Genomic DNA, 24486 nt, shown 5'->3' with positions numbered 1-24486 from the left:
AGCCGTTAGTGTGCCATTTTCCGCACACGCACCGCCGCTACCTGCACAGACGCACCGGACTACCCCGAAAACCGGCTCACCTGGTGCAACTCGGGTCATAATCGGGGTAACTTCCATCACGGTAGCTTCACATTTAGTGAACACAGTCGGGTCGCTCCGCTCCAATCTTCCCCGTCGCAATCTCTTTCGAAATTGATGTTCTGGAAATACTGGTGCGTGGAGGAACCACATGCGACTCAACTGACCTTGAGAGGCTATTCCCCGCCGGGGTCGAGGACAACAGACATTTGCTCGGCCATCACCTGAGAAATCTTCGATCCATATTCGATGGTCATATGGACATTATCCGACTTCACAGGTGTCGACCCAACAAAACTAGGACAGAGCCCCTCGGCCGTACAGAACCAACGGTTCGTATCAACGAAAGCTCCGCCCATCCGTTCGGAATATCGTTGCTCCGCTACGGCTCGCTCTCGCCACCGATCGGTAATCTTGCTTATGCAATCCCGTGGCTTCGACGAGCGCGTATAGCAATCAGCGATATTGACGTCACTTGGGGGTGCCGCCAATAGAACCACTTGCCCCACGTTTGATGAGAACTGACCAACCAAGCTATCCAAGGCGTTGGTCCACTCGGTAGCCGACTCGGACGTGTAATTGTTGGCAATAAGTACCGCGTCAGGTTTCATCGAATTGATGCTCTCCACCACCGCTCGACGATGATCCGGGCACGCCTCGGCAATCTTCGGGTCTAGTTTTCCTGAATCGACATCTGCAAAACGACAACCGAACCTGGACTCGACCAGCAGCCTCCACCGACCTTCACTGGACTCGACGAAGTTCTTCAGAGCCTGAGCGTAGGTCATCGCTATCGAATCACCGAGCAGCACCATCGTGTGCTCTGCCGAACTGGATCCCCATGTGCATTCGGACCTGGGTACGTCGTTGAATCCCCCGCAACGTGCGATCTCGGATGGCGCTTGCGCGGCACCGATCGCGTCGTCCATGGTGGGTACGAGCTCCGGCCAGTCTGCAGCACGCGCAGCCGAACTCACTTCGTCCGACAAGGCTGTCAACGCAGAAGTCAACGTCTCCACTTGCGCTTCGCCAGTAGCCTCTGCCGCATCGAATACGGGCACGTAGCCCTCCGATGAGCCCGCGGATGCGGAGGGAGGAACCAACGTGAATGCAGCGAGCCCGGCAGTCACCAACGCGAGAGCGCCGATACCGGCAGACTGCTGTCCTGCCGACATCTTTAGATTCGCCACGCCAAAAAAGCGCTGTGTTACTAGCGCCTTCCTGCTACCCGATCTCGAAGGCAGAAGCCACGAGGATTTGCGAATGGGATCTTCGAAAAAGTGGTACGCAGCGATAGAGAAACCGAAAATCAGAAGGATCGCTGAAAGATAGTAGTGCGGGCCCACATCCATCACCGCACCGAGCAAAATGATCACGGGCCAATGCCAGAGATATAGAGAGTAGGAGATATCACCCAAATACGTACTCACACGGTTGGTCAAAAAAACGAGTGTCCGATGTCCGCCGGATACACCAGCACCGATAACCAAAGCAGCACCAAGGACAGGAACAGCAGCCCACGGACCGGGAAAGCCGCTCTCCTCCGAAATCAGAAACGCGCTTCCACCGATGGCGACAAGTCCGGTCCACGCTATAAAAGGCCGAGCGCTTTCCGGAATCCGTTCGCAGTACGGGACCAACACCGCCAGCAGACCACCGATACCCAACTCCCAAACGCGGGACAACGTCGAGAAGTATGCCCAACCAGGACTAGAAGATGTCTCAAGTATGGAATATATGAATGAGGCCAGCACGACCGTTCCCAAAGCGCCAACCGCAACCGAGGACCGCCGACTGCTGGACCAGGAACGCCTAACCGCGAGGATTCCTATGAACATGATCAGCAGCGGCCAGAACAGGTAGAACTGCTCTTCGACACTTAGCGACCAGTAGTGCTGCAGCGGTGAAACCGGGCCGGATGCTGCGAAATAATCTGTTTCTTGGGAAGCAAATCGCCAATTTGCCGTGAAGAGTAATGCCCACACCGCATCCACCAGAGTCGACTCGGCCCTGCGCGAGGTGAAAATGAAAACCGATAGCACGGAGGTGACTACCAACACAAGTACGGCTGCCGGCACAATCCGGCGAATTCGCTTTCGATAGAAGTCCATGAACGAGATCCGTCCAGTCTTCTCTAGTATATGAAGAAGGGACCCCGTAATAAGGAAGCCGGAGATCACGAAAAAGACATCGACACCAATAAAGCCTCCGTGTGGCCAATCAAAGAGATGGGACAGTATCACAAGTCCCACCGCAACCATTCTGAGACCCTGTATGTCTAGTCGCTGCCGCGCGACTTGGCGTCTCCGAGACCGGGAGTCACTCCCGTTGAACACACCCAATGACATTCCGTCAGACCTTTACATCCGGAGGAAACCCGATCTCGTGAACAATCTCGGGGAAAAATAGCGGAATAATCATTCTCAGCTTCAGTCGGATTCGGACCGACTCAAAGCTTTCGACCACGATTTGTCTACCCCCTCGGTAACCCAGTTCGGAGGCGCATACAACCAGCGGGCGCCTAGCCTCCTCGCAACGAACCACACCGCTAGTCCAACTGAAACCGACACCACCGAAACCAACCAAGGAATCAGAAACGCAAATACCGGGTTTGCGCGGATATTCCACTGTGCAAGGAGATATACACAAGGAACAATCCATAACACGTGGCTGACATAAATGGGTAAAGTATTTTGACCCACCCAGCCAAGCCAGTGGCCGATCACGAACCGACTAAGATAATACGCGATCAACAGTCCCGAAATCGCACCCAGCATTCGAATCGCAACCTGAATGCCAATCACCTCGTAAGTATTTGTTATCTTGAGCGCGACATAGCATCCAGCCCAGACCGTGACGATTGCCAATGCTGCCGGTGGGGATAACTTGGGGATGCCGGCCAAGATCTGCTCTCGAAACAGACACCCGATCAGGAAGAAGAGGTAGTAGGACAGGATTCCGTCGTACGCCTCAGTCGGCACCTCGAGTAATCCAGCGAAGGCGCAAATCGATGAGATCATCGCGATTGAGACGTGTAGCCAGACCGGCAATCTAACAGCCGCCTTGGCAATAAGGAAGAATACGCACAGCGCGAAGAGAAACCACAGCTCATTCGTCGGCCACAACGGAGCAGCAAGCAACCGGGTGAAATGGAACGGTTCCGGGGTACCGAGTCGCGGCGCGACGAGAAAGTAGACCCACCGGATTACGCACCAGAGAAGGTATACCCACATCAAGAAAGCAACTTTGCGGGACGCAAGTTGCTGCCAGGAACGCCGGAACACCCACGGAGCAGCGAACATACCAGCGACCCCGAAGAATAGCGGCATCCGCAGAGTGCGCAGAAACTCCGTAGCTTGCGACCAGTAGTCTGGAGCCAAATCCTGACTTAATAGCCATCGAATCGTGTGGTGCAGAACGACGAGGAGGATGGCCACCCCCCGCGCAACGTCAGGCCACAACAGTCGTTCTGATTTGATCATCTCTGCCCCGCAAACCCGCGCCGAGCCAGCGGATGAATTACGGGTTCAGCAGACCGCTCGTTCGTTCGCAACGAAGGAACTCCACACTTTCCTTGCTCCGCCACCTCGCCGTGCCGTGTTGAATTCCTCACGTCGTCAGACAGTTTCGCGTACACAACAACAGCAAGCACCCAGGCGATAGCGAGAGTAAAGCGCGTTTCCGTCAGGTTGTATGACAAGTTGGCCACGCAGATCGCGAGCGCCCAGAGGTAATACACATTTTCGTCGCTCCAACACAGGCGCAAGGCGCGACTAGCTGCCACGAGAGCGAGGCCTAATATCAGAAGGAGTCCGATAATTCCTAGCTGCAACCAGACATCGAGGTACCCGTTATGAGCGTGTGCCGCCCTGAATCCGAGCGCCCCTCGAATTCGGATCGCCGTCGCGCTGTCATCCCTCCACGCGGTCAAGAATCCGGTCCCAATCCAAGGACTATTTGTAATCTCTTTCAGGGTTTCGGACCAAATTTCAGTTCGGCCGGTAAAGTTCTGGCCGCGGCCCATCGCCAAGGAGATCGTCGCCGTGCTCACACCGACCAACGCCGCAGCGAGGCCTGCTGCGAGGATTCCAAAGATCCCGATGGTTGCGACGGTCATCGACCTGTCACGCCTCGCCCACTTGACAAATACGATCGACGAAATCACAACGACAAGAACAATTTGACCAGTCCGCGAATCGCTCACCCACAGGGACCAAAGTCCAATTATCAGCCATATGCCGGGCCAGATCCGTCGTTCTCGCGAGAAACACTCGGCCAAGAAAGTTAGCACCGCGATAACACATACGGTAGCAAACATGTTTTCGTGGAAGAATAAGCCGCTGACATCCCGACCAGCACTGCCTGGGTTGGCACTGACACGAAAGCCGACCAAGAAGGACAATACCCAGCTAACAAACAATATTATCCGCAAACTCAGTGCAACTCCGCCAAGCAGGTTCCGCCAATCAAGCTTAAGCGCAGCCAATACTGCGCCGCACGTTAGTGCGACATAACTTAGAGAGTTCAGCAATGCAGGTCTAAAATCACCGCTCCACAATGATGAAACCATTAGATACGCCATCATGAGCGCCAGCAGGAAGGGGACTCTGAAGTTATGGACGCTAAAGTCCCGATCACCCCTGAAAGAAAGTAGACCTATTAGGCCGATTGCCACCAATACTCTCGCGAGAGTTCCCGGATACAGCGCTGCCCCGAGCACAAGCACCGTCAGAGAAACCCCGCAAATCCGCGTTCCTGCCCGATCATTTCTCATCCGAAATCTCCCGCCCCAAATTAGACGCAATGGCCATTCGGCGCATGTCTCCGTCCTGCTTCCGCAATAAACCAACGAAGTTGACTTCCAGCATGGCCAACTTCAATAGAAAGGCGATTCCAAGACCGATCGCGGCGCCGACCGCGCCGCCAACGATGGAACCAATGCTCACTGCGAGAAGGATGACTGGAACGAACATCACGCCGATCCGTCCAACCGACTTGTGGCCCCCCTGTGACTGCAGCATTGCACCTACCACCGGGCACATTCCGATAATGAAAGTTCCTACAAATGTTGCATGAATTGCTGACCTAGCATTGGCATATTCTCCGCCCAGGATGAGAGATCCCAAATGGGCCAGTGGCCAACCAAGTAAAGTCAACGCAGGTACCGCGACGGCAATTCCAATAAGTAGTTTTTGATTGAGCCGGCGCACCGCACCGGGATTTCGCTTCGCGGCGACAGGAAGAATTACGCTTGCGAGGGAACCTGTACCCAACAACAGGGGATTCGTTAGACGTACGGCAGCGGCATAAAAGGCACCGGACGCCGATGATGAAATCGACGTTACCAGTACAGTATCCAAATTCCTGAACTGGTTGCTCAGGTTGGCTGACCAATAGTGCTTCGATGCATCGAACAACCCCGCCGCCGAAGCGCGTGTGAGACGCCGCGAGGGAAAACGGTCGATCCTAGCGTATACACGTCGGCGAGAATCCAATAATCCCACCACACCGCCGAGCGCCAGGGACGCAGTGAAGGCCCAAAGAGGTTGTACCCCGGTTCCTGCGAGTGCGAGAAACACGAGGAGTGAGGCCATACGACGGGTCAAGATCGAGTATGCGGCCACTGATGTCGATCCACGCGCGATGGCGACGTTGAGAAGAACGTCAGAGTTCTTTTCGAGAGTCATCCAAGCGGCAAGAGGAATCATCGCGTAGAATCTAGGGTCGAAATGAGCTGCTATGGCAAGCGCGGCACCAATGACCGCGAGGCCGATCGCACCCGTCACAACGTTCAACTTGAGCGCAGAACCAACCTTCTCCTCATCACCGGCGATTGCGCCATGGCGCAAGACATACGTTCCAAGGCCTAGGTCAAGAACGGCAACTGCAACCATTCCTGCACCAAGCAGCGACCCGACCAGTGCGAACGAGGAAACGTCGGTCCACCTGGCGAGTAGAATCAGTGCAACTGCTTGGGACAGGCTTGCAACTGCCCTAGCACCAAAGAGAATTGCCACTTGGCTACGCATCACGTGCGCCTTCCCCAACAACGGAGACAGACGCGCTACGCGGCTCGCCATTCGTGACGTGCCGATGATTCCGCAAATAGCGGTACGCCACCTTAGCCATTTGAGCAGGAGCGAATGCTATGAACTGGACAAGTGCGTAGGCGCTCGATCGCCAGTTCGAAAGAGCGGGGCGCAGTCCCAGGCACAGGCACGTGACACTCCCTCGCAAACTGCCTCCGCGCAACGCAAAGCGCAGGGCGATAGTGAGAATGAAGTCTCTCATTAAAATGGGGTTGTCGGAGAGTCGACTCTGAGCCCAACGCACGCTTTGCCACCACTTGGTTGCAGATGTTATCGACGCCGGATTGCCCTTGTCGCACAGTGCAAGTACGTCAGGGCAAAGCAGAATAGATGCCCCGGCCTTCTCCGCTTTCAGAATCCACTCCCAGTCCTGGTGTATTGGGACGGCGCCGTCGAAGGTAGCAAGTTGGTAGAGATCTCTCGGAAAAACCAGAGTGGAGGACTGCAACTGAGGACGGCGCGACTTCAGGGTATCCCTGCGGAAGAGGTACTCAGCAACTGACGCGATGGGACATTCTGGTACAACCGTGGGCCGTATGGTACTTGTGACGTCAGCATCAGGCTCGGCGATTCGACATCCCACGACAAAATTGCGTTGTCGGCCGGTTTTCTCATCGACCATCCTCAATTGGGTGATGAGTTTTGTCGGGAGCCAGAGGTCGTCATCATCAAGGAGGGCAAGGATCGGATACTGCGAAGATAAAATTCCCTGGTGTCTTGCTACGTTAGCACCGACTCCGGGTTGAAGCGTGAGGACTCGCACTCGATTGTCGGCGGGAAGATCTGGCAGGTCGCCTCCCCCGTTCATTGCGACAATTACCTCGACCGTCACCCCTACCTGGTCGAGCACGCTCTGGACTGCACTCGGTAGCGACGCACGCCCCGTTGTCGGGATCACCACCGAGACAGCGGTTTGCACGCCATGGGAACCCGTAGGGCTGATCGCCACTCTGGGCTCGTCTTTTCTCATGTGAGCACTCCTAGATGCGGTCACTGCGCCGGGTCGCTGGGCTATGCAAACCCTGGAGGGACCGCGGGATCACCGTTCCCCACTAGGAGCGCCATTGAATTCTTGTCCGATATTTTCTTGGCAGGAATTCCACCCAACGAGCAATTCCCCTCTGGAAAATCTACGTTTACGACGGCGTTCGCCCCTATAGCAGTGTCATTTCCGATAGAAATGGGACCAAATATCTTTACACCTGGACCCAGGTAACACCCATCGCCAATCTTCGGTGCGGAATTTTTGCGTCCAGCAGCCGTACCGATATTTACCCCGGCGTGCACTCGGCAGTCAGCACCGATCCTCGCAGCACCGTTCACAATGATGTCTCCGCGGTGCGCAATCGAGAGTCCGGGTCCAAATGTATTGGGCGGAATAGAGAACCCTAGACGCATCGACTTCCGACGCAACTGGTACCTGGAAAACAGTCGGTACGGCAATGGTAGACGCGCATTGATCGCGTACTCGGTCCGCCGAAGCCATATCTGGAAGTCCCAAATCTCATCTTTGAGACCCAGGACTCTTAAGAGGTGCCGGCGAACACTCGGGTTTATCCCTAGGCGACGTTCGTCGCGCCGTCGAAATTCTAGGTAATCAGAGCGGTTTCGAATCATTCTCGATTCCCTGATCTCGGATCGAGGACGAGGCTCGGCATCTTGATACGTCACACCCGTACCACCAGCTGGCTCTGGACGTAGTCCAGATCCGTCATGTTGATCGCGTCGGCCTCGACCGCAAGAGCGATCCCCATGTCCGACAGCAGCCCGCATATCTGTTCTTGATGGTCATCGACATGCTCACCTCTCGCGGTTCGCCGGGGCACCATGATCGGCAGCTTGCCGGTGTCGAGGATGCGAAGTGCGGAGCCGACGCCACCATGAGAAATGACGACGTCTGCGGTCTGGGCGTGAGCATCGAACTCGTCCACCGACATGTACTCGCGAACTTCGCCTCTCAGATCTTCGCGCATGGTCGATCCGAGTTGCCAGACGATGTCCCAGTCCGCTGGAACAATCTCCAATACACGATCCACAAGGGAATCGAACCGGTATGGCCGAATAGTTCCGAAGGTGACAAACGCTTTCTTACCACTCGTGGCCGGTGTAACTCTGCGCGGCACCGACTTGTAACCCTGCAGAACAGACACTTCGTATCGCCATTTCGAGTTTGCCCAATTCGGGTGCTGGGTGTACAGCTTGATACCTGGCAACGCGCTGAGCATCTTGCCGGTAACCGATGGTCCGTCATGACGGGCTACACTCTCGATGTACAAAGCACGCTTTCCGAATACTCTGGCAACCGGTAGAACTGCGCCCGCCACCGCGGCACCGGTGCTCAAGGCAACGTCGAATTCCTCGCGCCGTAGCCGGGACACAACTTTTGGGACCGCAGCGAGTGTGCTCTTCCAGTCGCGGGACGCGATATACGGAATGAAATATGTCCTACGACCTTCCAAAAGGGAGCGCGATTGCTCACTATCGAAAGTGATCCAAAGGGAGTCTGGGTCCACATCCAACTGTCCAGCAAGACGATGAAGTTGTTGTAGGTGCCCGCCAGTGGATGCACAGAGTACGACCTTCTTACCCTTCAACGAAAGACCACTATTACGAGGCATCTCGAACCCTTCCCTCGTCCGCAAGCTTCCACCAAGCGTTTTCTAGCACCGGCTTAGCGGATTGTTCAGAATATTTTGATTCGATCAGTAATCTGGCGTTAACCGATTTTTGCCGGCGCTCGTGCGGATTCTCAATCAACTGCCTGAGTGCTTTTGCCGTCGCGTGCGCGTCCCCGACTGGGACCAGCGCGCCAGTAGACTCGGAAACCACATCGGGGATTTGACCGACTGGAGTCGAGACGACGCAGCATCCATGCGCCATGGCTTCGAGAATGAACATGGGGAGGGCTTCATCTCGTGCGACAAGAACAGCGATCTCAGCATTTTCAAGCCTGCTCAGGAGATCGCCATGGTCTTCGGGCCCGATGTACTCGACTCCCGAAAGCTTTGGCCACTCGCGTATGTCATCTGATCGAGGACCCACAAGTTGCAGGGTCCACCCATCATTGTCGTCCGTCAGAAATTTCCATGCTTCAAGTAGGACATCGACGCCCTTGCGTTGACCGAGCACACCAGCCATGACGATGTGCTTGGAATCTGCAGCGGCTGAAGTCACCGGACCCAGCGATACAGCGTTTGGAACCATCTCAATTCGAGGCTCAGCCGTCTCGCTTCCGCCCTCCGTCAGACGCCGAACCGTCTCAGCGGTCTCGGTGGTCAAAGCGAATACTACGTCCGCACGCCTAAGCACGAATTTCACCAAGTCGGGATGCCGCGAGGCGAACGCCGCAAATCGACTGCCATGTATGTGCACGGCAACGGGAAGACGCAGGAGGTCAGCCAGCCAGACGAGGAGTCCTTCTCGTACGAAAGAGCCTCCCTGGGACACGTGAACAACACACGCCTTATCCCTCGAACTAAGTCTCAACTCGATAATCCGAGTAAGGCAACCAAGGGTCCTGAGAACTGCAAACGGGTCATGCCTATCTGCCGTAGTTCGATAACCACGAAGAATGATCCGGTGGTAATCCCAACGCATGTACTCGTTGAGGACTTGCGCCATCCCCCCAGGAATCTCACCGTACTGGCCAAAGTGGGCGACAACAGGTCGCCCATCATGCTGCCGCGAGGAGCTCCGGCCGACCACCCTTAGCTTGCCCAACAGGTACGAAATCATGCCCGCCGCCCGAGTCCGCGATACTCCCATCCGCTGCTGCGCCAACGTGCGGGGTCCAGGCAGTTCCGTCCGTCGAGAATGACCTTGTTACGCACTACCTTGTCGATCAAGGAGGGCTGCATCTCCCGGAACTCTCGCCATTCCGTCAGAACCATCACTGCATCGGCTCCTTCGCAGGCACCAACGACGTCCGTTGCGTACGAAAGGGTTGGAAAGAGTGCGCGCGAGTTCTCCGCCGATTTCGGGTCGTACACACTGACAGACGCCCCCTGAAGCTGCATCTGACCTGCGATATTCAATGCCGGCGAGTCACGTACGTCATCCGAATCGGGCTTGAAGGCTGCACCCAGCACTGCGACCCGCGTACCGAGAAGTGAGCCTCCGACCGCGTCACGCGCGAGTTCGACCATCCGAGTGCGTCGGCGCATGTTGATGTTGTCGACTTCGCGCAAGAACGTCAATGCTTGGTCAGCCCCGAGTTCCCCCGCACGCGCCATGAACGCGCGGATGTCCTTCGGTAGGCATCCACCGCCGAAACCGATGCCTGCGTTGAGGAAACGCCGACCGATACGGGCGTCGTAACCGATCGCGTCAGCAAGGACCGTTACGTCTGCGGATGAAGCCTCGCACACCTCGGCCATCGCATTGATGAACGAGATCTTTGTCGCAAGAAACGCATTTGCCGCTGTTTTCACCAGCTCCGATGTCGCCAAGTCCGTAACCAGGAACGGAACTCGGTTTGCCAGCAACTTCGCGTACACTTCACGCGCTACTTCTTCAGCCCGTCCAGGTCGTTCTGTATCGACTCCAAGTACCAGGCGGTCCGGCTCCAACGTGTCTTGGACGGCGAAACCTTCGCGCAGAAACTCAGGGTTCCACGCGAGCTCCACGTCTACTCCTTGCGGAGCGAGCGCACGTGCACGTTCGCCCAATCGCGCCGCAGTTCCTACGGGGACGGTCGATTTGCCAAAGATCACTGCATCCTTGGTCAGCAGGGGAGTAAGTGTGTCGACAACCGAGTCGACAAAACGAAGATCGGCTGCGAATTCGCCCTTCTTCTGCGGTGTACCGACGCCTATGAAGAATATGTCTCCGAATTCCGCAGCTTCCTTATAGGAGTCGCTGAAGCGCAGGCGGCCTGCATCGAGATTCCGCTTGAGTACTTCGTCAAGCCCCGGCTCATAGAACGGGACTTCTCCGGATTCCAACTTGGCAAGCTTGGCAGGGTCAACGTCTACGCCCAGCACCTCATGGCCGAGTTCGGCCATGCAGGCCGCGTGAGTAGCACCGAGGTAGCCGGTCCCGAATACAACAATTCGGCAAGTCATTTTGTCTCTTTCCAAGGGTTTCTCTTGTGCTGAGTAAGTCTTTGATCGCTGTGACGCTGTTGGGGGGCGCCGTCGCTGGTGAGCACTCACTTGACAGCCGGGCCGATGATCAACACATCCGAGACCATCGACCAGTTCGCCGCATACGGCAGATCCAGTCCCACCGACTCTTCCCCGACACGCCCGACCGGCTACTGTCCAGCCACAGCCCGGTTGCACCCCGTCGAACCATCAGTCGGCGTTTGACCCGCCCCTCGTAAGCGACCACCTCACGCCACCGCGGCGGGCATGGGCCCACCACACTCATTTCCCCGCGAATGACGCTGAAGAACTGCCGGAGGGGCTCGTCGATACTGAAGCGCCGCATGACTTTGACGCGTTGATACTCGCTAGGATCTGCGCCGATGACACGCCACGACCGAGTCCGGAACAGGGCTAGGGCGACCAACCAGAGACCAACAAGACCTGCCGAGATCAGCATGCACCTGATTTCGAAGACCGGCTGCGTCATCAGTAGGTCGCTCTGTCCGAAGCGAACGCTTTGTGCCAAGACCACGGCCAGGCCAACTACAATCGCGCCGGACCAGATCAATCGGCTGATACAGGACTGCTGCCACGTTCGACGGTATGCCAACCCTGAGGTTTTGCACTGTCCGAGAAAAGAATTGGCGTGTTCACCCATGAGCGCTTCGGGTACGCCGCGACTCGCCTCCCCGACTGCAGTCATAACCCAACCACCCTCATTACTGTCTCCTCCCCGAGACATGTACCGCACCCAGATATAAGCGACGCCAGGCCGGTCCGCGCACCCTCCCCGGCCGCGTGACCTGCTCCTTACGTGCCCAGCTGGGCTCAGTTCCCTCCAGTTGTAAGCGCTTCGCGCCAATGCGAGATCGCTCGTTGCGACCTTAACGTTACTTACGAGAATTGGCAGCCTGAACGGCCATCCAGATTCGACTTCGTTTAGGTTGAGGTTTTCGTCCTTCCCGCGCCGCGCATTGGGGGCCCTCCGAGAGCCTTGGGGCCAATCTGCGTTGCTCTCTTGCACTTTCAGTGCACTGTTGGAGTCGCGCTCCTCGAAGAAGGCCCCTACACTGCCTTTACCGACATCACGCCACACGGCATCAACAGTCGGCTGTCTTTAGAGGTGAGATGTATCTCACCTCTTCGGTTCACACGTTTCGACAGCGTCATTTCGGGTATCAATGCGCGGTCGTGCGCTCGACGGGGAGGCGAGGGTAAACCCATGGAAGAAGTAGGCGTGAACAAAGCGTTCAGAACGGCTGTGGTGCCGGCGGCAGGGATGGGCACTCGGTTCTTGCCGGCTACGAAGACGGTGCCGAAAGAGTTGCTACCCGTGGTCGACACCCCGGGCATCGAACTCGTAGCGACCGAAGCTGCCCAGTCAGGTGCTCAACGACTTCTCATCGTTACGTCTCCGGGGAAGGACGGGGTCGTAGCGCATTTCGTCGACGACTTCGACCTCGAGGAGCACCTGGAAGCGAAGGGCAAACTGAAGCTCCTCGAGAAAGTTCGGCGCGCGCCCAATCTCTTGACTGTCGAATCGGTCATCCAAGAGAAGCCCCTCGGCCTCGGCCATGCCGTTGGGTGTGCGGAGGCTGCGCTCGATCCCGACGAGGATGCGATCGCTGTGCTGCTTCCCGACGATCTCGTGCAACCCCGCGGCATCCTGGAGACGATGGCTCGTGTCCGTGCCAAGTGTGGCGGGAGCGTGCTGTGCGCCATCGATGTACCGAAGAGCCAGGTGAGTTCGTACGGCGTCTTCGAAGTGGAGGAAGTACCCAACGTTGCGAATCCGGATGTCTTGCGAGTCCGGGGGATGGTCGAGAAGCCCGCGCTGGCCGATGCACCGTCCACGCTCGCTGCTGCCGGCCGATACCTCCTGGATCGGGAGATCTTCGATGCCCTGCGGCGAATCGAGCCGGGTGCCGGTGGCGAACTCCAACTGACGGACGCCATTGCGCTCCTGATCGAAGAAGGCCACCCGGTGCACGTCGTCGTGCACCGAGGAACCCGCCACGACCTGGGTAACCCGGGGGGTTACTTACGGGCGTCCATCGATGCCGCACTCGCCAGTGAGGAATACGGCGAGGGACTCCGTGAATGGCTGCACGAGCGGCTGGAGCAGGACGCCGCGGGCCCCAACTAGCCCCCTCCCCCTGGGAATCGGCAACCGCCGAGTCCCGCCGGCTCCTCCCCTTCTTGCCGGCGGGACTCGGGAACCGAGATGCGATGCAGCGCTACCTCTGAGAGCCGCCCAGGACGTCCTCCGGCACATACACCGATTGGTAGGTGGACTCCGAGTCGCGTTGTTGATTCACGACCACGCCACCGACGAAGATCGCCACACCCGCTATCAGTGCCACGATCGCAGCGATCAGCCAGAGGTCGGGGCCGCTCCTCTCCCTGAAAACGATTCTCTTCGAAGGCCGGCGCGTGCCCAGCGAAGGTGCCCTCCCCGCACTGTGCACGCCGCTGCGCCTGGAAGAAACGCCGACTCGATGGTGCACTGCACCATCGTCGATGCGCGGAAACTGGGTCGTATCGGCCGTCGGGTCGACCTGGAGACGCTCACTCAATGGGAACCCCAATCGAAGGTGCACTGTAACTGCAATTTCGCAGGGCCCGATTTCTCCGTTACGCCGAATTCCGGATTTCGTCCGATCGGAGGACACAGGCGCCGAGTCGGCCGGTACCGCGACGCTCGAAATCGTTGACGCCTCCCGCCCCCAATGCCAAGATGATCAACCACACGCCCGAACGGGTGTGCGAACAACTCAAAACAGATGGCCCGCCGCGACTGGCATCGCGACGGGCCGGATGTCCGACTGAAGAGGAGTCGAACATGCGTCAGCATACCCATGCGCGGGTGACATCGTGAGCATCGAAGCGATCACCTGGGCGCTCGAGTGCGCCGATATTCCCTCCCCCACTCCGCCCGGTATGCCGTCGGCACCGGCGCTGACCGTGGTGCTGCTCGGCCTGGCCAATCATGCGTCTCGCTACGGTGCCGATGCGTACCCGTCCGTGCGGAAACTCGCCGGCTACGCCCGCATCAGCGAACGGCAGGTGCAGCGCTGCCTCAAGGCACTGGTAGCCCTCGGCCTCATCTCGCGGGGTGATCAGGAGAGAGTCGCAGCGACGATCTCCCGTGAAGATCGCCGGCCCGTCCTCTACGACCTGTCGATGAAGCGGGGCGACGCCTCGTCACCCCGCAGGTCCGAACGGGGTGACAAGAGCACATCGAACGGGGCGACAAAAATCGACGAGCGGGGTGACACCGCTGTCACCCGAACCGTCCTCGACCCAAGAGACGAACCTGCCGCGCTCCCCCACGCGACGAAGCACACCCGCGCTTCCACACAGGAGGAGCAGCGGCCATCTCCTGTCGATCGGCTGGCCACGGCGTGCCGCCGGGCCGGCCTCACCGCACGATTCGATACCTTGACGCCCGAGAAGCGCGCGCTCGTCACTCAATCCGTCGACCTACACGGCGTCGACGCTCTTGTCCGCACCGCTCTCGAACGTCATCGACCTTGGGATCCCGCTCGTTCTGCGGCAGCGTGGATTCCGGCCTGGCAATCCCTGCAACCACCGCGTCCGAAGCTTCCGCCACGGTGCGGGCGGTGCGACGAGTACGGCTGGCTGCCCGACGACCACCTCGGACGCGCGGTGCGCTGCCCGTGCCGTCGTGCGACGTCGTCCGAACTTCGCACTCGCAGCAGGGAGGCGATGCTTCCGGCGGCATGAAAACAGTCCTCCTCGGCCTATTCGCCGCGCGGTAGCATGAGCCGGTAATTCACGGACGCGAGCGGCTGCAGGGCACAGAGGATGTGAGTCAACTGGCACTCGGCGGAGTCGGTCCTCGACCCATTTCCGTGTGCGTCGTAGGAGCCGGCGCGATCGGGCAGACGGTGATCGATTCTCTGCGCGCGGGCGCTGTACCGGATGTACGTCTCACGGATGTGCTGACCTCCGGCAGCATTGCGCCGGAAGTCGACGCGGCGATCGATGCCGCCGATGTGGTGGTGGAAGCAGCGACGGTCGACGCAGCCCGCACGCTGATACCCAAGGTCACGGGGCACGGCAAAGACATCGTGGTCTGCTCGTGCGCTGTGTTCGCGGAGCGCGAGACCGACGTGGAGTCGTACAGCGCCGGGCCCGGACGCGTGCTGCTCCCGACCGGCGCTATCGGCGGCTTCGACATTCTGGCCGCAGCGGCCCGGGCGGGAACACGCGACGCGCGCTTGACGCACACCACGATCAAGCGGCCCAGCGCTCTCGATATCGGACGATCCGAGCATGGCGAAGGCGAGGTGTTCCGAGGTTCGGCGCGGGAAGCAGCATTGGCCTTCCCCCGAACCTCGAACTCCTCGGTGGCCCTCGCACTGGCAACCCTCGGGCTCGATCGTGTCGAGGTGGTGGTCGTCGCCGACCCCATCGCCACCAGCACACGTCATGTCGTCGTGTGGGAGTCTCCGGTCGGCCGGTACGAGCTGACGTTCGCGAACTCGGTCGACCCGTCGTCGAACGGACGCACCTCTGCCATCACAGCCTGGTCGGTGATCGAAGTACTCGCCTCGCTCGCGCGGGGGATCGGCCCCGGTGCGGTGGTACTCGGACCTCGTCGCATCCAGTAGCGGGACCGAGCGGCCGCTCGGTCCCGAGTCGGCGAAATTGGCCGGTTCTGCGAACTGAGACTCGGGTGATTCGGGACGAAAGTCCCCAGGAGTAAGACCGTTTCGTGACCACCTTGGTCACATTCATGCCCCCACGTGGCTGTTCGACTAGCGCCTGGTGAACGGGTGCTGTACACAGTGTGAAACACCACATTTCGCAGGTGAAGGTGTAACGCCCTACCCGGCGCGGTAATTCGGTTTCACCTGACCTACTCGTACCCTGGAGCAGCCTGTGACCACAGTATCGCCTTCCGACCAATCGGCACGGGTATTCTTCCTCGGCACGCCTTCCCACCCCGTCGCTCTCGACAGGTGGACCGCCCTTCAGGAGCAACTCGGTGCCTCGGGCGTCGAGACCACGACGGACCTCGACGGCGAAATCGACTACGCCATCGTCCACGAAGACATCCTCGACGGATACTGCAGCGTCGCCGAAGCACTCGCCCTGCAGAAACTCCGCGCCCGCGGGATCACGTGCGCGAGCAGTTGCGCCGGCCCCGAACAGATTCTTGCCGCACTGGCAGCGGCCTCCTCGGAGTTTGCTCCCGTCGTGCCGATTTCGACTGCCAAAGGACGCATCTTCGGACGCTCGGTTCGCAGCGCGGTCTGAGCCACAGAACCTCTCGTGCGCGTCGGTGAAATTCCACCGACGCGCACGATTTGCCTGTTACGGCGAAGGCATCCCACCGTTGACGTGGATCGTCGCGCCCACCACGTAGCTCGATTCCGGTGACGCCAGAAACACGTAGGCCGGAGCCAGTTCGGTAGGCTGCCCCGCGCGTCCGAGCGGGGTGCTCTGCCCGAACTCGGGGAGCTCTTCCTTCGGCTGACCGTCCGAGGGCTGTAGCGGAGTCCAGATCGGTCCCGGCGCAACCGCGTTGACTCGGATCCCCTTCTCCGCCAGCTGGGTCGCCATGTTCTTGGTGAAGTTGTTGATCGCGGCCTTCGTCGACGAGTAGTCGATCAACGCCGGCGACGGCTGGTAGGCCACGATCGATGTGGTGTTGATGATCGTCGAGCCCGGCTGCAGGTGCTTCAGAGCCGCCCGGGTGGTGCGGAACATCGCGAGAATGTTCACCTGGAAGGTCTGCTCGAGCTGGTCGTCGCTGAGATCGTCCAGCCCCTCCACCGCAATCTGCTTGCCCGCGTTGTTGACCAGAATGTCCAATCCACCCAGTTCTTCTGCGGCCTGGTTCACGACTTCGGTACAGAACGACGCATCCGTGAGATCACCCGGGAGGGTGACCACCTTGCGGCCACTCTCGGAGATGATGCGGGCGACGTTCTTGGCATCGGGTTCTTCGTCCGGCAGATACGTGATCGCGACGTCGGCACCCTCTCGAGCAAAAGCGATGGCCGTAGCGGCACCGATGCCGGAATCACCACCGGTCACCAGCGCCTTGCGGCCTTCGAGCCGGCCGGTACCCCGGTACGAGAACTCGCCGATGTCTGCCTTGGGAATCATGTCGGCGTCGAGTCCGGGTTCGGGCTGATCCTGCCTCGGAGGGGAGATGGACGGATAGCGAGATGCGGGGTCCTGGAATTGCAGCTGGTCGGTTCGAATGGTGTGCACGTCTTGTTCAGCCATGCGTACCGTCCCTTCGAATATGTTCGGCGAATCGCGGAAATGTCGATGCAGATCGGCTTCCCGCCGCACCGTCGTCGCAAACGCACCCGAGAATCCGAAGGGCCCGACACGTCGATCCAGCCGGGCACTTCCCACACGATCCGATGCCCGACCGGGACAACGGCCGCGGTCGCGGTTTGGACGCCGAAAACGGAGAAGCCCCACCGGAAGGGCATGCGAGTAACCTTCCGGCGGGGCCGATGTCACCGTGCAGGGGACGGCGACAGGTGTAACACTACAGGGAAGTTGATCTTGATTCCAGTGGCACTCCCCGCAGGAGATCAGTACGCGCCATCGCTGGCGACAACCACCTTCACGGTCTTTACGATGATCAGCACATCGCTCACCATCGACCAGTTCTCCACGTACGACAGATCCAGGCGCACCGATTCGTCCCACGACAGATCCGAGCGACCGCTGACCTGCCACAGACCCGTCACGCCCGGACGCACCAGCAGTCGGCGCTTGACGCGCCCGTCGTAACTCTCCACCTCCCGGCGCAGCGGCGGGCGCGGACCGACCACACTCATCTCGCCACGCACGACGTTCAGGAACTGAGGGAGTTCGTCGAGGCTGAATCGCCGCAGGGTGCGGCCAACCCGCGTGACGCGAGGATCCTCCCGCATCTTGAACAGCAGGCCGGCGCCCTCGTTCTGATCGAGCAACTGATCGACCATCGCGTCGGCGTTCTGCACCATCGAACGGAACTTGATCATTCCGAACGGATTTCCGTCGATCCCGATGCGCTCCGACTTGTAGAAGATCGGGCCACGATCCTCGAGCTTGATCAGCAGAGCAATGACAGCGAAAACCGGAGCAAGGAAGAACAATGCCGTGAGCGAGAACGCGAGATCGAACAGTCGCTTCCCGCTGCGCTTGGCGCCGTGATAGCTCGGCTTCTCCACGTGGATCAGCGGCAGCCCGGCCACCGGGCGCATCTCGATCCGCGGGCCTGCGACATCGACGACGCCGGTCGCCACCACCAGGTCTGCGCGCTCGGGTTCGAGTTGCCACAGCAGGTCGCGGATGCCTTCGTGCCCGAGGGTCTCGGTAGCCGTCACCGCAACGGTGTCGGCCCCGGAAGCCCGCAGCGCTTCGACGACGGAGTTCTCGTCGCCGTGGATCGGGATCTGCCGCCCGTCCACGTCGATACTCTCGCCCGGCACCCCCGAATAGCGGGGCACGCACACACCCACCACGCGATAACCTTCGCCGCTGCGACGCTGGAACGTGCTCGCCATATGGCGCACCGCGCGAGCACCACCCACCACCAGAACCGAAGTGGTGAACTCACCACGCCGGCGGCGGCGAGCAACGGCCCGTCGCCAGATCCACCTGGCGAACAGCAGCCCCGCCAAACCGGCAGGCAGGGCGATAGCGAGATAGCCGCGGGCGAGTTCCATCCGGAATATCAACGCCACGATGGCGACCAGGCCGAAGAGATTGAGCGTCGCCGAGACGACCCGCTGGTACTCCTCGAAGCCTGCCCCGATCACCCGCCTCGACCGTGTGCGGAAAAGCGCAAGGAACCCGATCCAGGCAGTCGCGAATGCGATGGAGATGAGCACGTAACTCAATGTTCCGACGCCGTCCATGGTCACGAGCGAGTCCTGACCGAAACGCATTACGTGCGCGAGTGCTATTGCCAGCGCGACGATCACAGCATCGGTCACGAACAGAGTGTTGACGTAGAACTTCTGCCAGTCCCACCTGGTGGAGGTAGGACCACCCGCCTGAGTGCCGTGCACAGCATTTTCCGATATGCCTTGCTGCACAACACTTTCCGTTAGACGGGCCGTGGTCATGACAGAACAACCCTCATTGCGTGTCTCCTCCCCGAGACGCGTCGACACGCGAGTGCCTCCCTGCACTCCGGCATCGACAATTGCCCGTAAATCGATGCCGCGTCCTCCGTAGCTGCATCGATACGTTATGTATTCGAGATCCTCTCACAGAATTGTTGCTTGCGCGCGGCAACGAAAGCAGACTTATTCTGCCCGTCACACACGAGCGGCGTGAGCAGGGTCGAGGTCGAGACGACGGAGCGTCTGGGCGTTGAGCGCCACGACGATCGTCGACGCAGACATGAGCACCGCGGCCACGGCGGGCGAGATCGCGACTCCGGCGAACGCGAGTACACCGGCCGCCAATGGGACGGCGGCAAGGTTGTAGCCGGTGGCCCAGAGCAGGTTCTGCCACATTTTCCGATAACTCACGTGCGAAAGTTCGACGATCGACAGCACCGCTCGTGGATCGTTCGCCGCGAGGACGACGCCGGCCGACTCGATCGCCACATCCGTACCCGCCCCGATCGCGATACCGACATCGGCGCGCGCCAAGGCCGGTGCGTCGTTGACGCCGTCGCCCACCATGGCGACCGTGTGCCCGCGATCCTGCAGTTCGGTGACCTTCGCATCCTTGTGCTCGGGCAGCACTTCCGCGAAGACCTCGTCGATGCCGAGGTCGGCGGCAACGGCGTCGGCCACCTGCCGCGCGTCACCGGTGATCATCGCGACCTTCACGCCGCGCGCGTGCAGGGCATCGACGGCCTGGCGGGATTCGTCGCGCACGGTGTCTTCGAGCGCTATCGCTCCGAGAACTTTGCCGTCGCACGCGACGTGCAGCACCGAGGCTCCACGCTGCACCCATCCGGAGGTGACCGCAGCGACGTCGTCGGGAACCGAAAGCCGGAGGGCTGTCAGCATCGACGGCCCGCCGATCGTCACCTCCGCACCGTCGACCAGTCCGCGCACGCCCCGGCCCGGCAACGACCGGAATTCCGTCGCCGCCATCCGTTCCTCCGACGGATCGCGGACGTCCGCAGCCGTCACGATGGCCCGCGCAACCGGGTGCTCGCTATCGGCTTCGACGGCAGCAGCCAGGGCGAGCAGGTGCTCGTCGCCGATTTCTTCTGTTGCCGTGACCCCGGTTACCTGGGGCCGGCCCCGTGTGAGGGTGCCGGTCTTGTCGAACAGCACCACGTCGACCGTGCGCATGCGTTCGAGTGCCAACCGATCCTTCACCAGCACCCCGGCCTTGGCCGCCCGTTCGGTAGAGATGGCGATGACCAGTGGAATCGCCAGACCGAGGGCGTGCGGGCAAGCGATGACCAGGACGGTGACGGTACGCACCACGGCTTCGTCGAGATTTCCGAGCAACGTCCACACGAGGAAGGTGAGGACGCCGGCGATAGCAGCGAAGTAGAACAGGAAGGCCGCGGCGCGATCGGCGAGTGCCTGCGCACGGGACGAGGAAGCCTGTGCGTCCGCGACCATCCGCTGGATACCGGCCAGCGCGGTGTCCTCGCCCACCGCGGTGATCCGCACCCGCACCGCGCTGTCTGTGGCGACGGTGCCCGCCACCACCGTGTCGCCGACGCCGCGGGTGACGGTCTTCGATTCGCCGGTGACCATCGACTCGTCGACTTCCGCAGTGCCGTCGGTGACGGTGCCGTCGGCGGGCACGCGCGCCCCGGCGCGCACGAGCACCAGATCGTCCAGGTTCACCTCGTGAAGCGGCACCTCGACGACGCCGTCATCGGTGATCTTCTCGGCTGTGTCGGGCAGCATCGCCGCCAGCGCTTCGAGCGCACCGGACGCCGATCCCAGCGCACGCATCTCGAGCCAGTGCCCGAGAAGCATGATCACGATCAGCAGCGCCAGTTCCCACCAGAAGTCCAGATCGAAACCGCCGATACCGAGCGTCGTGGCCCATGAGGCGACGAAGGCGACGGTGATCGCCATAGCGATCAGCAGCATCATCCCCGGCTTGCGGGAACGCAATTCGGCCCAGCCTCCGGTGATGAACGGCACGCCACCGTAGAAGAAGATTGCCGTGCCGAAGACCGGAGGAATCCACTCGATGCCGGGGACATCCGGCAGGTGGTAGCCGAACAGGTCGGCAACCATGTGGCTGAACGCCACGACCGGAATCGACAGGATCAAGCTGACCCAGAACCGGCGCCGGAACATCTCACCGTGCGCACCGTGCCCGGCGTGGCGATCGTGCTCCGCGTGCTGGTGGACGTGTTCGTGCACCTGCTGGGACATCGACGGCTCCTGACTCGATCGGCGGGAGAAACCCTGCGATGCGGATCGGGCTACAGAGTCGTCAACAACTGACGCATGGTTTCGATTTCCTTCTGCTGGGTTTCGGCAATGGTGCGGGCCAGGTCGACGGTGCCGGGATACTCACCGTTCTCGATCTCGTCCTGGGCCATCTCGATCGCTCCCTCGTGGTGCACGATCATCTGCTCCAGGAACAGGCGGGCGGCGTCGACGCCCTGCGCGTCGGACAGCTCCTGCATGTCCCGCGCACTCATCATCCCGTCCATGTGCGGCATGTCGTCCTCGTAGGGCATGTCGCCCATGTGGGACCCGTCGTCCATGTGGGACCCGTCGTCCATGTGCGGACCGCCGGGCATGTGGAGCCTGTCCGTGCGGGGTGAGTCCTCCCTGTGCATCGACTGCATGCCCCACTCGTCGAGCCATGCCTGGAACTGTTCGATCTCGGGCTGCTGCTCGGACTTGATCTGTTCGGCCATAGCCCTCACCGGCTCCGGAATCCCGTCCTTGGCCAACAGGATGTCGCTCATCTCGATCGCCTGGGCGTGGTGCGGAATCATCATGCGCGAGAACATCACGTCCTCCCGGTCGAAGTCCGCGGAGTTCGCCTGGGAAGTCGCGGGAGCCGAGGTCGCGGACGTGCCGGTCGCTGCGGTCGCGCCTCCGTCGTTACCCGAATCGCCGCAGGCAGATGCAGTGAACACCACCGCCAGGGCCACCGCACCGGCGGCAAGAGCCTTCTTGTTCATGACCCCCACTCTCACCGCCACAGCCCCGGATTCCAGTGGAGATCACATAAAGATTTGCTCAAGAAGTGCGGCCGCACCGTCAGCATCAGGGTGGGTGACGATGATGGATCCCATGCCCTACCCTCCTCGCGTGACCGGACCTTCCGGCGCACCCGCGACGGCGCCGAACTCCTCCGCCCGGATGCGGGCCATGGTCGTCGAAGACGAGGAACCACTCGCCGACCTCGTGGGTTCGTATCTCGAACGCGACGGCTTCGATGTGACGATCACCGGCGACGGATCCGAAGCGGTCGTGCTTGCCCGGCAGGTCGACCCCGACATCCTGGTGCTCGACCTCGGCCTACCCGGACTCGACGGCGTCGAGGTATGCCGGCAACTTCGCACCTTCTCCGACGCCTATGTCGTGATGCTCACCGCGCGCACGGAGGAGGTCGACACGTTGATCGGCCTGTCCGTCGGAGCCGACGACTACCTCACCAAGCCGTTCAGCCCGCGCGAGCTCATGGCTCGCATCCAGGCGATGTTGCGTCGTCCCCGGACGGCCGCGCGAGTCGCGGCGTCTGCGAGGCGGGCGGCACGAACGTTCGGCGATTTGTCCATCGACGTCGACGGACGAGAAGTCACCGTCTCCGGTGCATCGGTGGCGCTGACCCGCACCGAGTTCGACATCCTCGCCGCTCTTTCACAGGACCCGGGAATCGTGTTCACCCGGGCGCAGCTCATCGCAGCGGTCTGGGGAGAGAACTGGGTGGGCGACGAGCATCTGGTGGACGTGCACATCGGGCATCTGCGCCGCAAACTCGGCGACGACGCGAACCGGGGGCGCTTCGTGCGCACCGTGCGCGGTGTCGGCTACCGGATGGGGACAGGACGATGACGTTCCGCTCCCCTACCGGGACGAGCTTCGGTACCCGTCTGTTCCTTGCGCTCGTCGCCGTCGTCGTCGGGTGTGCCGTCAGTGCATGGGTGGTCGCCTCTGCTCTCGCCCCGGGAATCTTCCACGATCATCTCGGGCAAGCCGGGATCGACCACCACTCGAGTCAGGCCGCACATGTCGAAGAAGCCTTCACCTGGGCCATCATCCTCGCGTGGGGACTGGCGGTCGCGATCGCAGTGCTGCTGGCATCTGCGGTGAGCTGGTACATCGCACGTCGCATCCAGCGATCACTCAGAACAGTGACCACCTCCACCGCGAGGATCGCGGGAGGCAAGTACGACACCCGCGTCCCGAGCCCCGAACTCGGCTATGAATTCGACGAGCTGGCAGCCAGTTTCAACGAACTCGCACGGCGGCTCGAAGCAACCGAGAACACGCGGCGAAGGATGCTCTCAGACCTCGGTCACGAGATGCGCACGCCCATTGCCACTCTCGACTCCTATCTCGAAGCTCTCGAAGACGGTGTCCGCAGCTTCGACGACGACACCCACCAGGTCTTGCGGGCCGCCACCCGGCGGCTGGGACGCCTTGCGCAGGACATCACCGCCGTCTCCCGTGCCGAGGAGCATCTCACCCGTATCCATCCGGTGCCCACAACCACCGAGAGCCTGGTGAACACAGCTGTCGATGCGGTGCGCGAACAGTACGACAGCAAGGGAGTCACCCTGCAGGTCGAGGCCGTCGAGTCCGCGCGTGTGACGGTCGATCCCGATCGGCTCGGGCAGGTGCTGGCGAATCTGCTCGACAACGCTCTGCGGCACACGCCGGCAGGGGGCACGGTCACCGTCGCAACGACAGCTGTGGATCGAGACCGGGCAGAGATCACCGTGACCGACACGGGCGACGGCATAGCGGCCGACCACCTCGATCACCTGTTCGACCGGTTCTACCGGGCGGACACCGCTCGCGACCGGAATCACGGCGGTACCGGCATCGGGCTGACGATCGCGCGGACACTCGTCGAAGCTCACGGCGGGCGTCTCCGCGCGCACAGCGACGGACCGGGCTGTGGCGCCCGATTCACTCTCGATCTGCCGCGTAACGACCAGGGATAGTGGACGATACGGACACTCCGGTCTCGCATTTCCGCAGGTGAACGCCTACGCTCGGACCATGACGAAGGTCCGGCCACAGGCCGGGCGCACGGAGACGAATTCCGCCCACAGCAGCCGTCACACG

General features: G+C 60.7%; 19 protein-coding genes and 1 pseudogene. 6 read left to right on the top strand and 14 right to left on the bottom strand.

Annotated elements, in window-relative coordinates; genetic code table 11:
- Window positions 1–254 precede the first annotated feature (254 nt).
- The 10 genes and pseudogenes from ABZ789_RS10780 to ABZ789_RS10735 form a co-directional block, all read right to left on the bottom strand.
- Complete coding sequence (locus ABZ789_RS10780) at window positions 255–2426, bottom strand: acyltransferase family protein (protein WP_358423103.1); 2172 nt, start codon at window positions 2424–2426, stop codon at window positions 255–257.
- Between the two features lie 81 nt (window positions 2427–2507).
- A complete protein-coding gene (locus tag ABZ789_RS10775) occupies window positions 2508–3560 on the bottom strand; it encodes an acyltransferase family protein (protein ID WP_358423100.1) in 1053 nt (350 codons plus the stop codon).
- Complete coding sequence (locus tag ABZ789_RS10770; protein WP_358423162.1) at window positions 3557–4396, bottom strand: O-antigen ligase family protein; 840 nt, start codon at window positions 4394–4396, stop codon at window positions 3557–3559. Before ABZ789_RS10770 ends, ABZ789_RS10775 begins: the two co-directional genes overlap by 4 nt.
- Window positions 4397–4841: 445 nt before the next feature.
- Window positions 4842–6107 (bottom strand): oligosaccharide flippase family protein, encoded by a 1266-nt coding sequence (locus ABZ789_RS10765; RefSeq protein ID WP_358423097.1) that lies wholly within the window; start codon window positions 6105–6107, stop codon window positions 4842–4844.
- On the bottom strand, window positions 6100–7137 hold the full coding sequence (locus ABZ789_RS10760; protein WP_358423094.1) for a glycosyltransferase: 1038 nt from the start codon (window positions 7135–7137) through the stop codon (window positions 6100–6102). The genes ABZ789_RS10765 and ABZ789_RS10760 overlap by 8 nt, the downstream gene beginning before the upstream one ends.
- 41 nt (window positions 7138–7178) lie before the next feature.
- On the bottom strand, window positions 7179–7565 hold the full coding sequence (locus tag ABZ789_RS10755; protein ID WP_358423091.1) for a hypothetical protein: 387 nt from the start codon (window positions 7563–7565) through the stop codon (window positions 7179–7181).
- A gap of 269 nt (window positions 7566–7834) precedes the next feature.
- Window positions 7835–8509, bottom strand: a complete 675-nt coding sequence (locus tag ABZ789_RS10750) for a glycosyltransferase (protein WP_358423088.1) — start codon at window positions 8507–8509, stop codon at window positions 7835–7837.
- A gap of 265 nt (window positions 8510–8774) precedes the next feature.
- The gene (locus ABZ789_RS10745) at window positions 8775–9446 is read right to left on the bottom strand and encodes a glycosyltransferase family 4 protein (protein ID WP_358423085.1); all 672 of its coding nucleotides are present in this window, start codon (window positions 9444–9446) and stop codon (window positions 8775–8777) included.
- Between the two features lie 452 nt (window positions 9447–9898).
- On the bottom strand, window positions 9899–11230 hold the full coding sequence (locus tag ABZ789_RS10740; RefSeq protein ID WP_358423082.1) for a UDP-glucose/GDP-mannose dehydrogenase family protein: 1332 nt from the start codon (window positions 11228–11230) through the stop codon (window positions 9899–9901).
- Between the two features lie 86 nt (window positions 11231–11316).
- Window positions 11317–11603: pseudogene (locus ABZ789_RS10735) on the bottom strand (sugar transferase); the annotation flags it as partial.
- An 888-nt stretch (window positions 11604–12491) separates the two neighbouring features.
- Between ABZ789_RS10735 and ABZ789_RS10730 the strand changes: the two are divergent.
- The 4 genes from ABZ789_RS10730 (at window position 12492) to ABZ789_RS10715 (ending at window position 16540) form a co-directional block, all read left to right on the top strand.
- A complete protein-coding gene (locus ABZ789_RS10730; protein WP_358423079.1) occupies window positions 12492–13400 on the top strand; it encodes a UTP--glucose-1-phosphate uridylyltransferase in 909 nt (302 codons plus the stop codon).
- A gap of 728 nt (window positions 13401–14128) precedes the next feature.
- On the top strand, window positions 14129–15001 hold the full coding sequence (locus tag ABZ789_RS10725) for a helix-turn-helix domain-containing protein (protein ID WP_358423076.1): 873 nt from the start codon (window positions 14129–14131) through the stop codon (window positions 14999–15001).
- A gap of 83 nt (window positions 15002–15084) precedes the next feature.
- The gene (locus ABZ789_RS10720; protein ID WP_358423074.1) at window positions 15085–15891 is read left to right on the top strand and encodes an aspartate dehydrogenase domain-containing protein; all 807 of its coding nucleotides are present in this window, start codon (window positions 15085–15087) and stop codon (window positions 15889–15891) included.
- 271 nt (window positions 15892–16162) lie between these two features.
- The gene (locus ABZ789_RS10715; RefSeq protein WP_358423071.1) at window positions 16163–16540 is read left to right on the top strand and encodes a hypothetical protein; all 378 of its coding nucleotides are present in this window, start codon (window positions 16163–16165) and stop codon (window positions 16538–16540) included.
- Between the two features lie 57 nt (window positions 16541–16597).
- Here the strand turns inward: ABZ789_RS10715 and ABZ789_RS10710 are convergent, their stop codons facing one another.
- The 4 genes from ABZ789_RS10710 to ABZ789_RS10695 form a co-directional block, all read right to left on the bottom strand.
- Window positions 16598–17518: an SDR family oxidoreductase gene (locus ABZ789_RS10710; protein WP_358423068.1), complete on the bottom strand. Its 921-nt coding sequence runs from the start codon at window positions 17516–17518 to the stop codon at window positions 16598–16600.
- Window positions 17519–17838: 320 nt separating this feature from the next.
- Entirely contained in the window at window positions 17839–19305 is a 1467-nt protein-coding gene (locus ABZ789_RS10705; RefSeq protein WP_358423065.1) for a sugar transferase, read from the bottom strand.
- 252 nt (window positions 19306–19557) lie between these two features.
- The gene (locus ABZ789_RS10700; RefSeq protein ID WP_358423063.1) at window positions 19558–21606 is read right to left on the bottom strand and encodes a heavy metal translocating P-type ATPase; all 2049 of its coding nucleotides are present in this window, start codon (window positions 21604–21606) and stop codon (window positions 19558–19560) included.
- Between the two features lie 50 nt (window positions 21607–21656).
- Window positions 21657–22370, bottom strand: a complete 714-nt coding sequence (locus tag ABZ789_RS10695) for a DUF305 domain-containing protein (protein WP_358423060.1) — start codon at window positions 22368–22370, stop codon at window positions 21657–21659.
- 190 nt (window positions 22371–22560) lie between these two features.
- On the opposite strand from ABZ789_RS10695, the gene ABZ789_RS10690 reads away from it, so the two are divergent.
- Window positions 22561–23247, top strand: coding sequence for a response regulator transcription factor (locus ABZ789_RS10690; protein WP_358423159.1), 687 nt, complete (start codon window positions 22561–22563; stop codon window positions 23245–23247).
- Entirely contained in the window at window positions 23244–24362 is a 1119-nt protein-coding gene (locus ABZ789_RS10685) for an ATP-binding protein (protein ID WP_358423057.1), read from the top strand. Before ABZ789_RS10690 ends, ABZ789_RS10685 begins: the two co-directional genes overlap by 4 nt.
- Window positions 24363–24486 lie beyond the last annotated feature (124 nt).

Source organism: Rhodococcus sp. NPDC047139, from assembly GCF_040643435.1.
Classification (GTDB): domain Bacteria; phylum Actinomycetota; class Actinomycetes; order Mycobacteriales; family Mycobacteriaceae; genus Rhodococcus.
This window is presented reverse-complemented; position numbering and strand designations above follow the sequence as displayed.

Coding starts and splice junctions, on each gene's coding strand:
- ABZ789_RS10700 (WP_358423063.1), bottom strand. CDS start 21,606: ATGTCCCAGCAGGTGCACGAACACGTCCACCAGCACGCGGAGCACGAT.
- ABZ789_RS10770 (WP_358423162.1), bottom strand. CDS start 4,396: ATGTTTGCTACCGTATGTGTTATCGCGGTGCTAACTTTCTTGGCCGAG.
- ABZ789_RS10685 (WP_358423057.1), top strand. CDS start 23,244: ATGACGTTCCGCTCCCCTACCGGGACGAGCTTCGGTACCCGTCTGTTC.
- ABZ789_RS10775 (WP_358423100.1), bottom strand. CDS start 3,560: ATGATCAAATCAGAACGACTGTTGTGGCCTGACGTTGCGCGGGGGGTG.
- ABZ789_RS10710 (WP_358423068.1), bottom strand. CDS start 17,518: ATGGCTGAACAAGACGTGCACACCATTCGAACCGACCAGCTGCAATTC.
- ABZ789_RS10740 (WP_358423082.1), bottom strand. CDS start 11,230: ATGACTTGCCGAATTGTTGTATTCGGGACCGGCTACCTCGGTGCTACT.
- ABZ789_RS10765 (WP_358423097.1), bottom strand. CDS start 6,107: ATGCGTAGCCAAGTGGCAATTCTCTTTGGTGCTAGGGCAGTTGCAAGC.
- ABZ789_RS10760 (WP_358423094.1), bottom strand. CDS start 7,137: ATGAGAAAAGACGAGCCCAGAGTGGCGATCAGCCCTACGGGTTCCCAT.
- ABZ789_RS10695 (WP_358423060.1), bottom strand. CDS start 22,370: ATGAACAAGAAGGCTCTTGCCGCCGGTGCGGTGGCCCTGGCGGTGGTG.
- ABZ789_RS10780 (WP_358423103.1), bottom strand. CDS start 2,426: ATGTCATTGGGTGTGTTCAACGGGAGTGACTCCCGGTCTCGGAGACGC.
- ABZ789_RS10690 (WP_358423159.1), top strand. CDS start 22,561: ATGGTCGTCGAAGACGAGGAACCACTCGCCGACCTCGTGGGTTCGTAT.
- ABZ789_RS10755 (WP_358423091.1), bottom strand. CDS start 7,565: ATGCGTCTAGGGTTCTCTATTCCGCCCAATACATTTGGACCCGGACTC.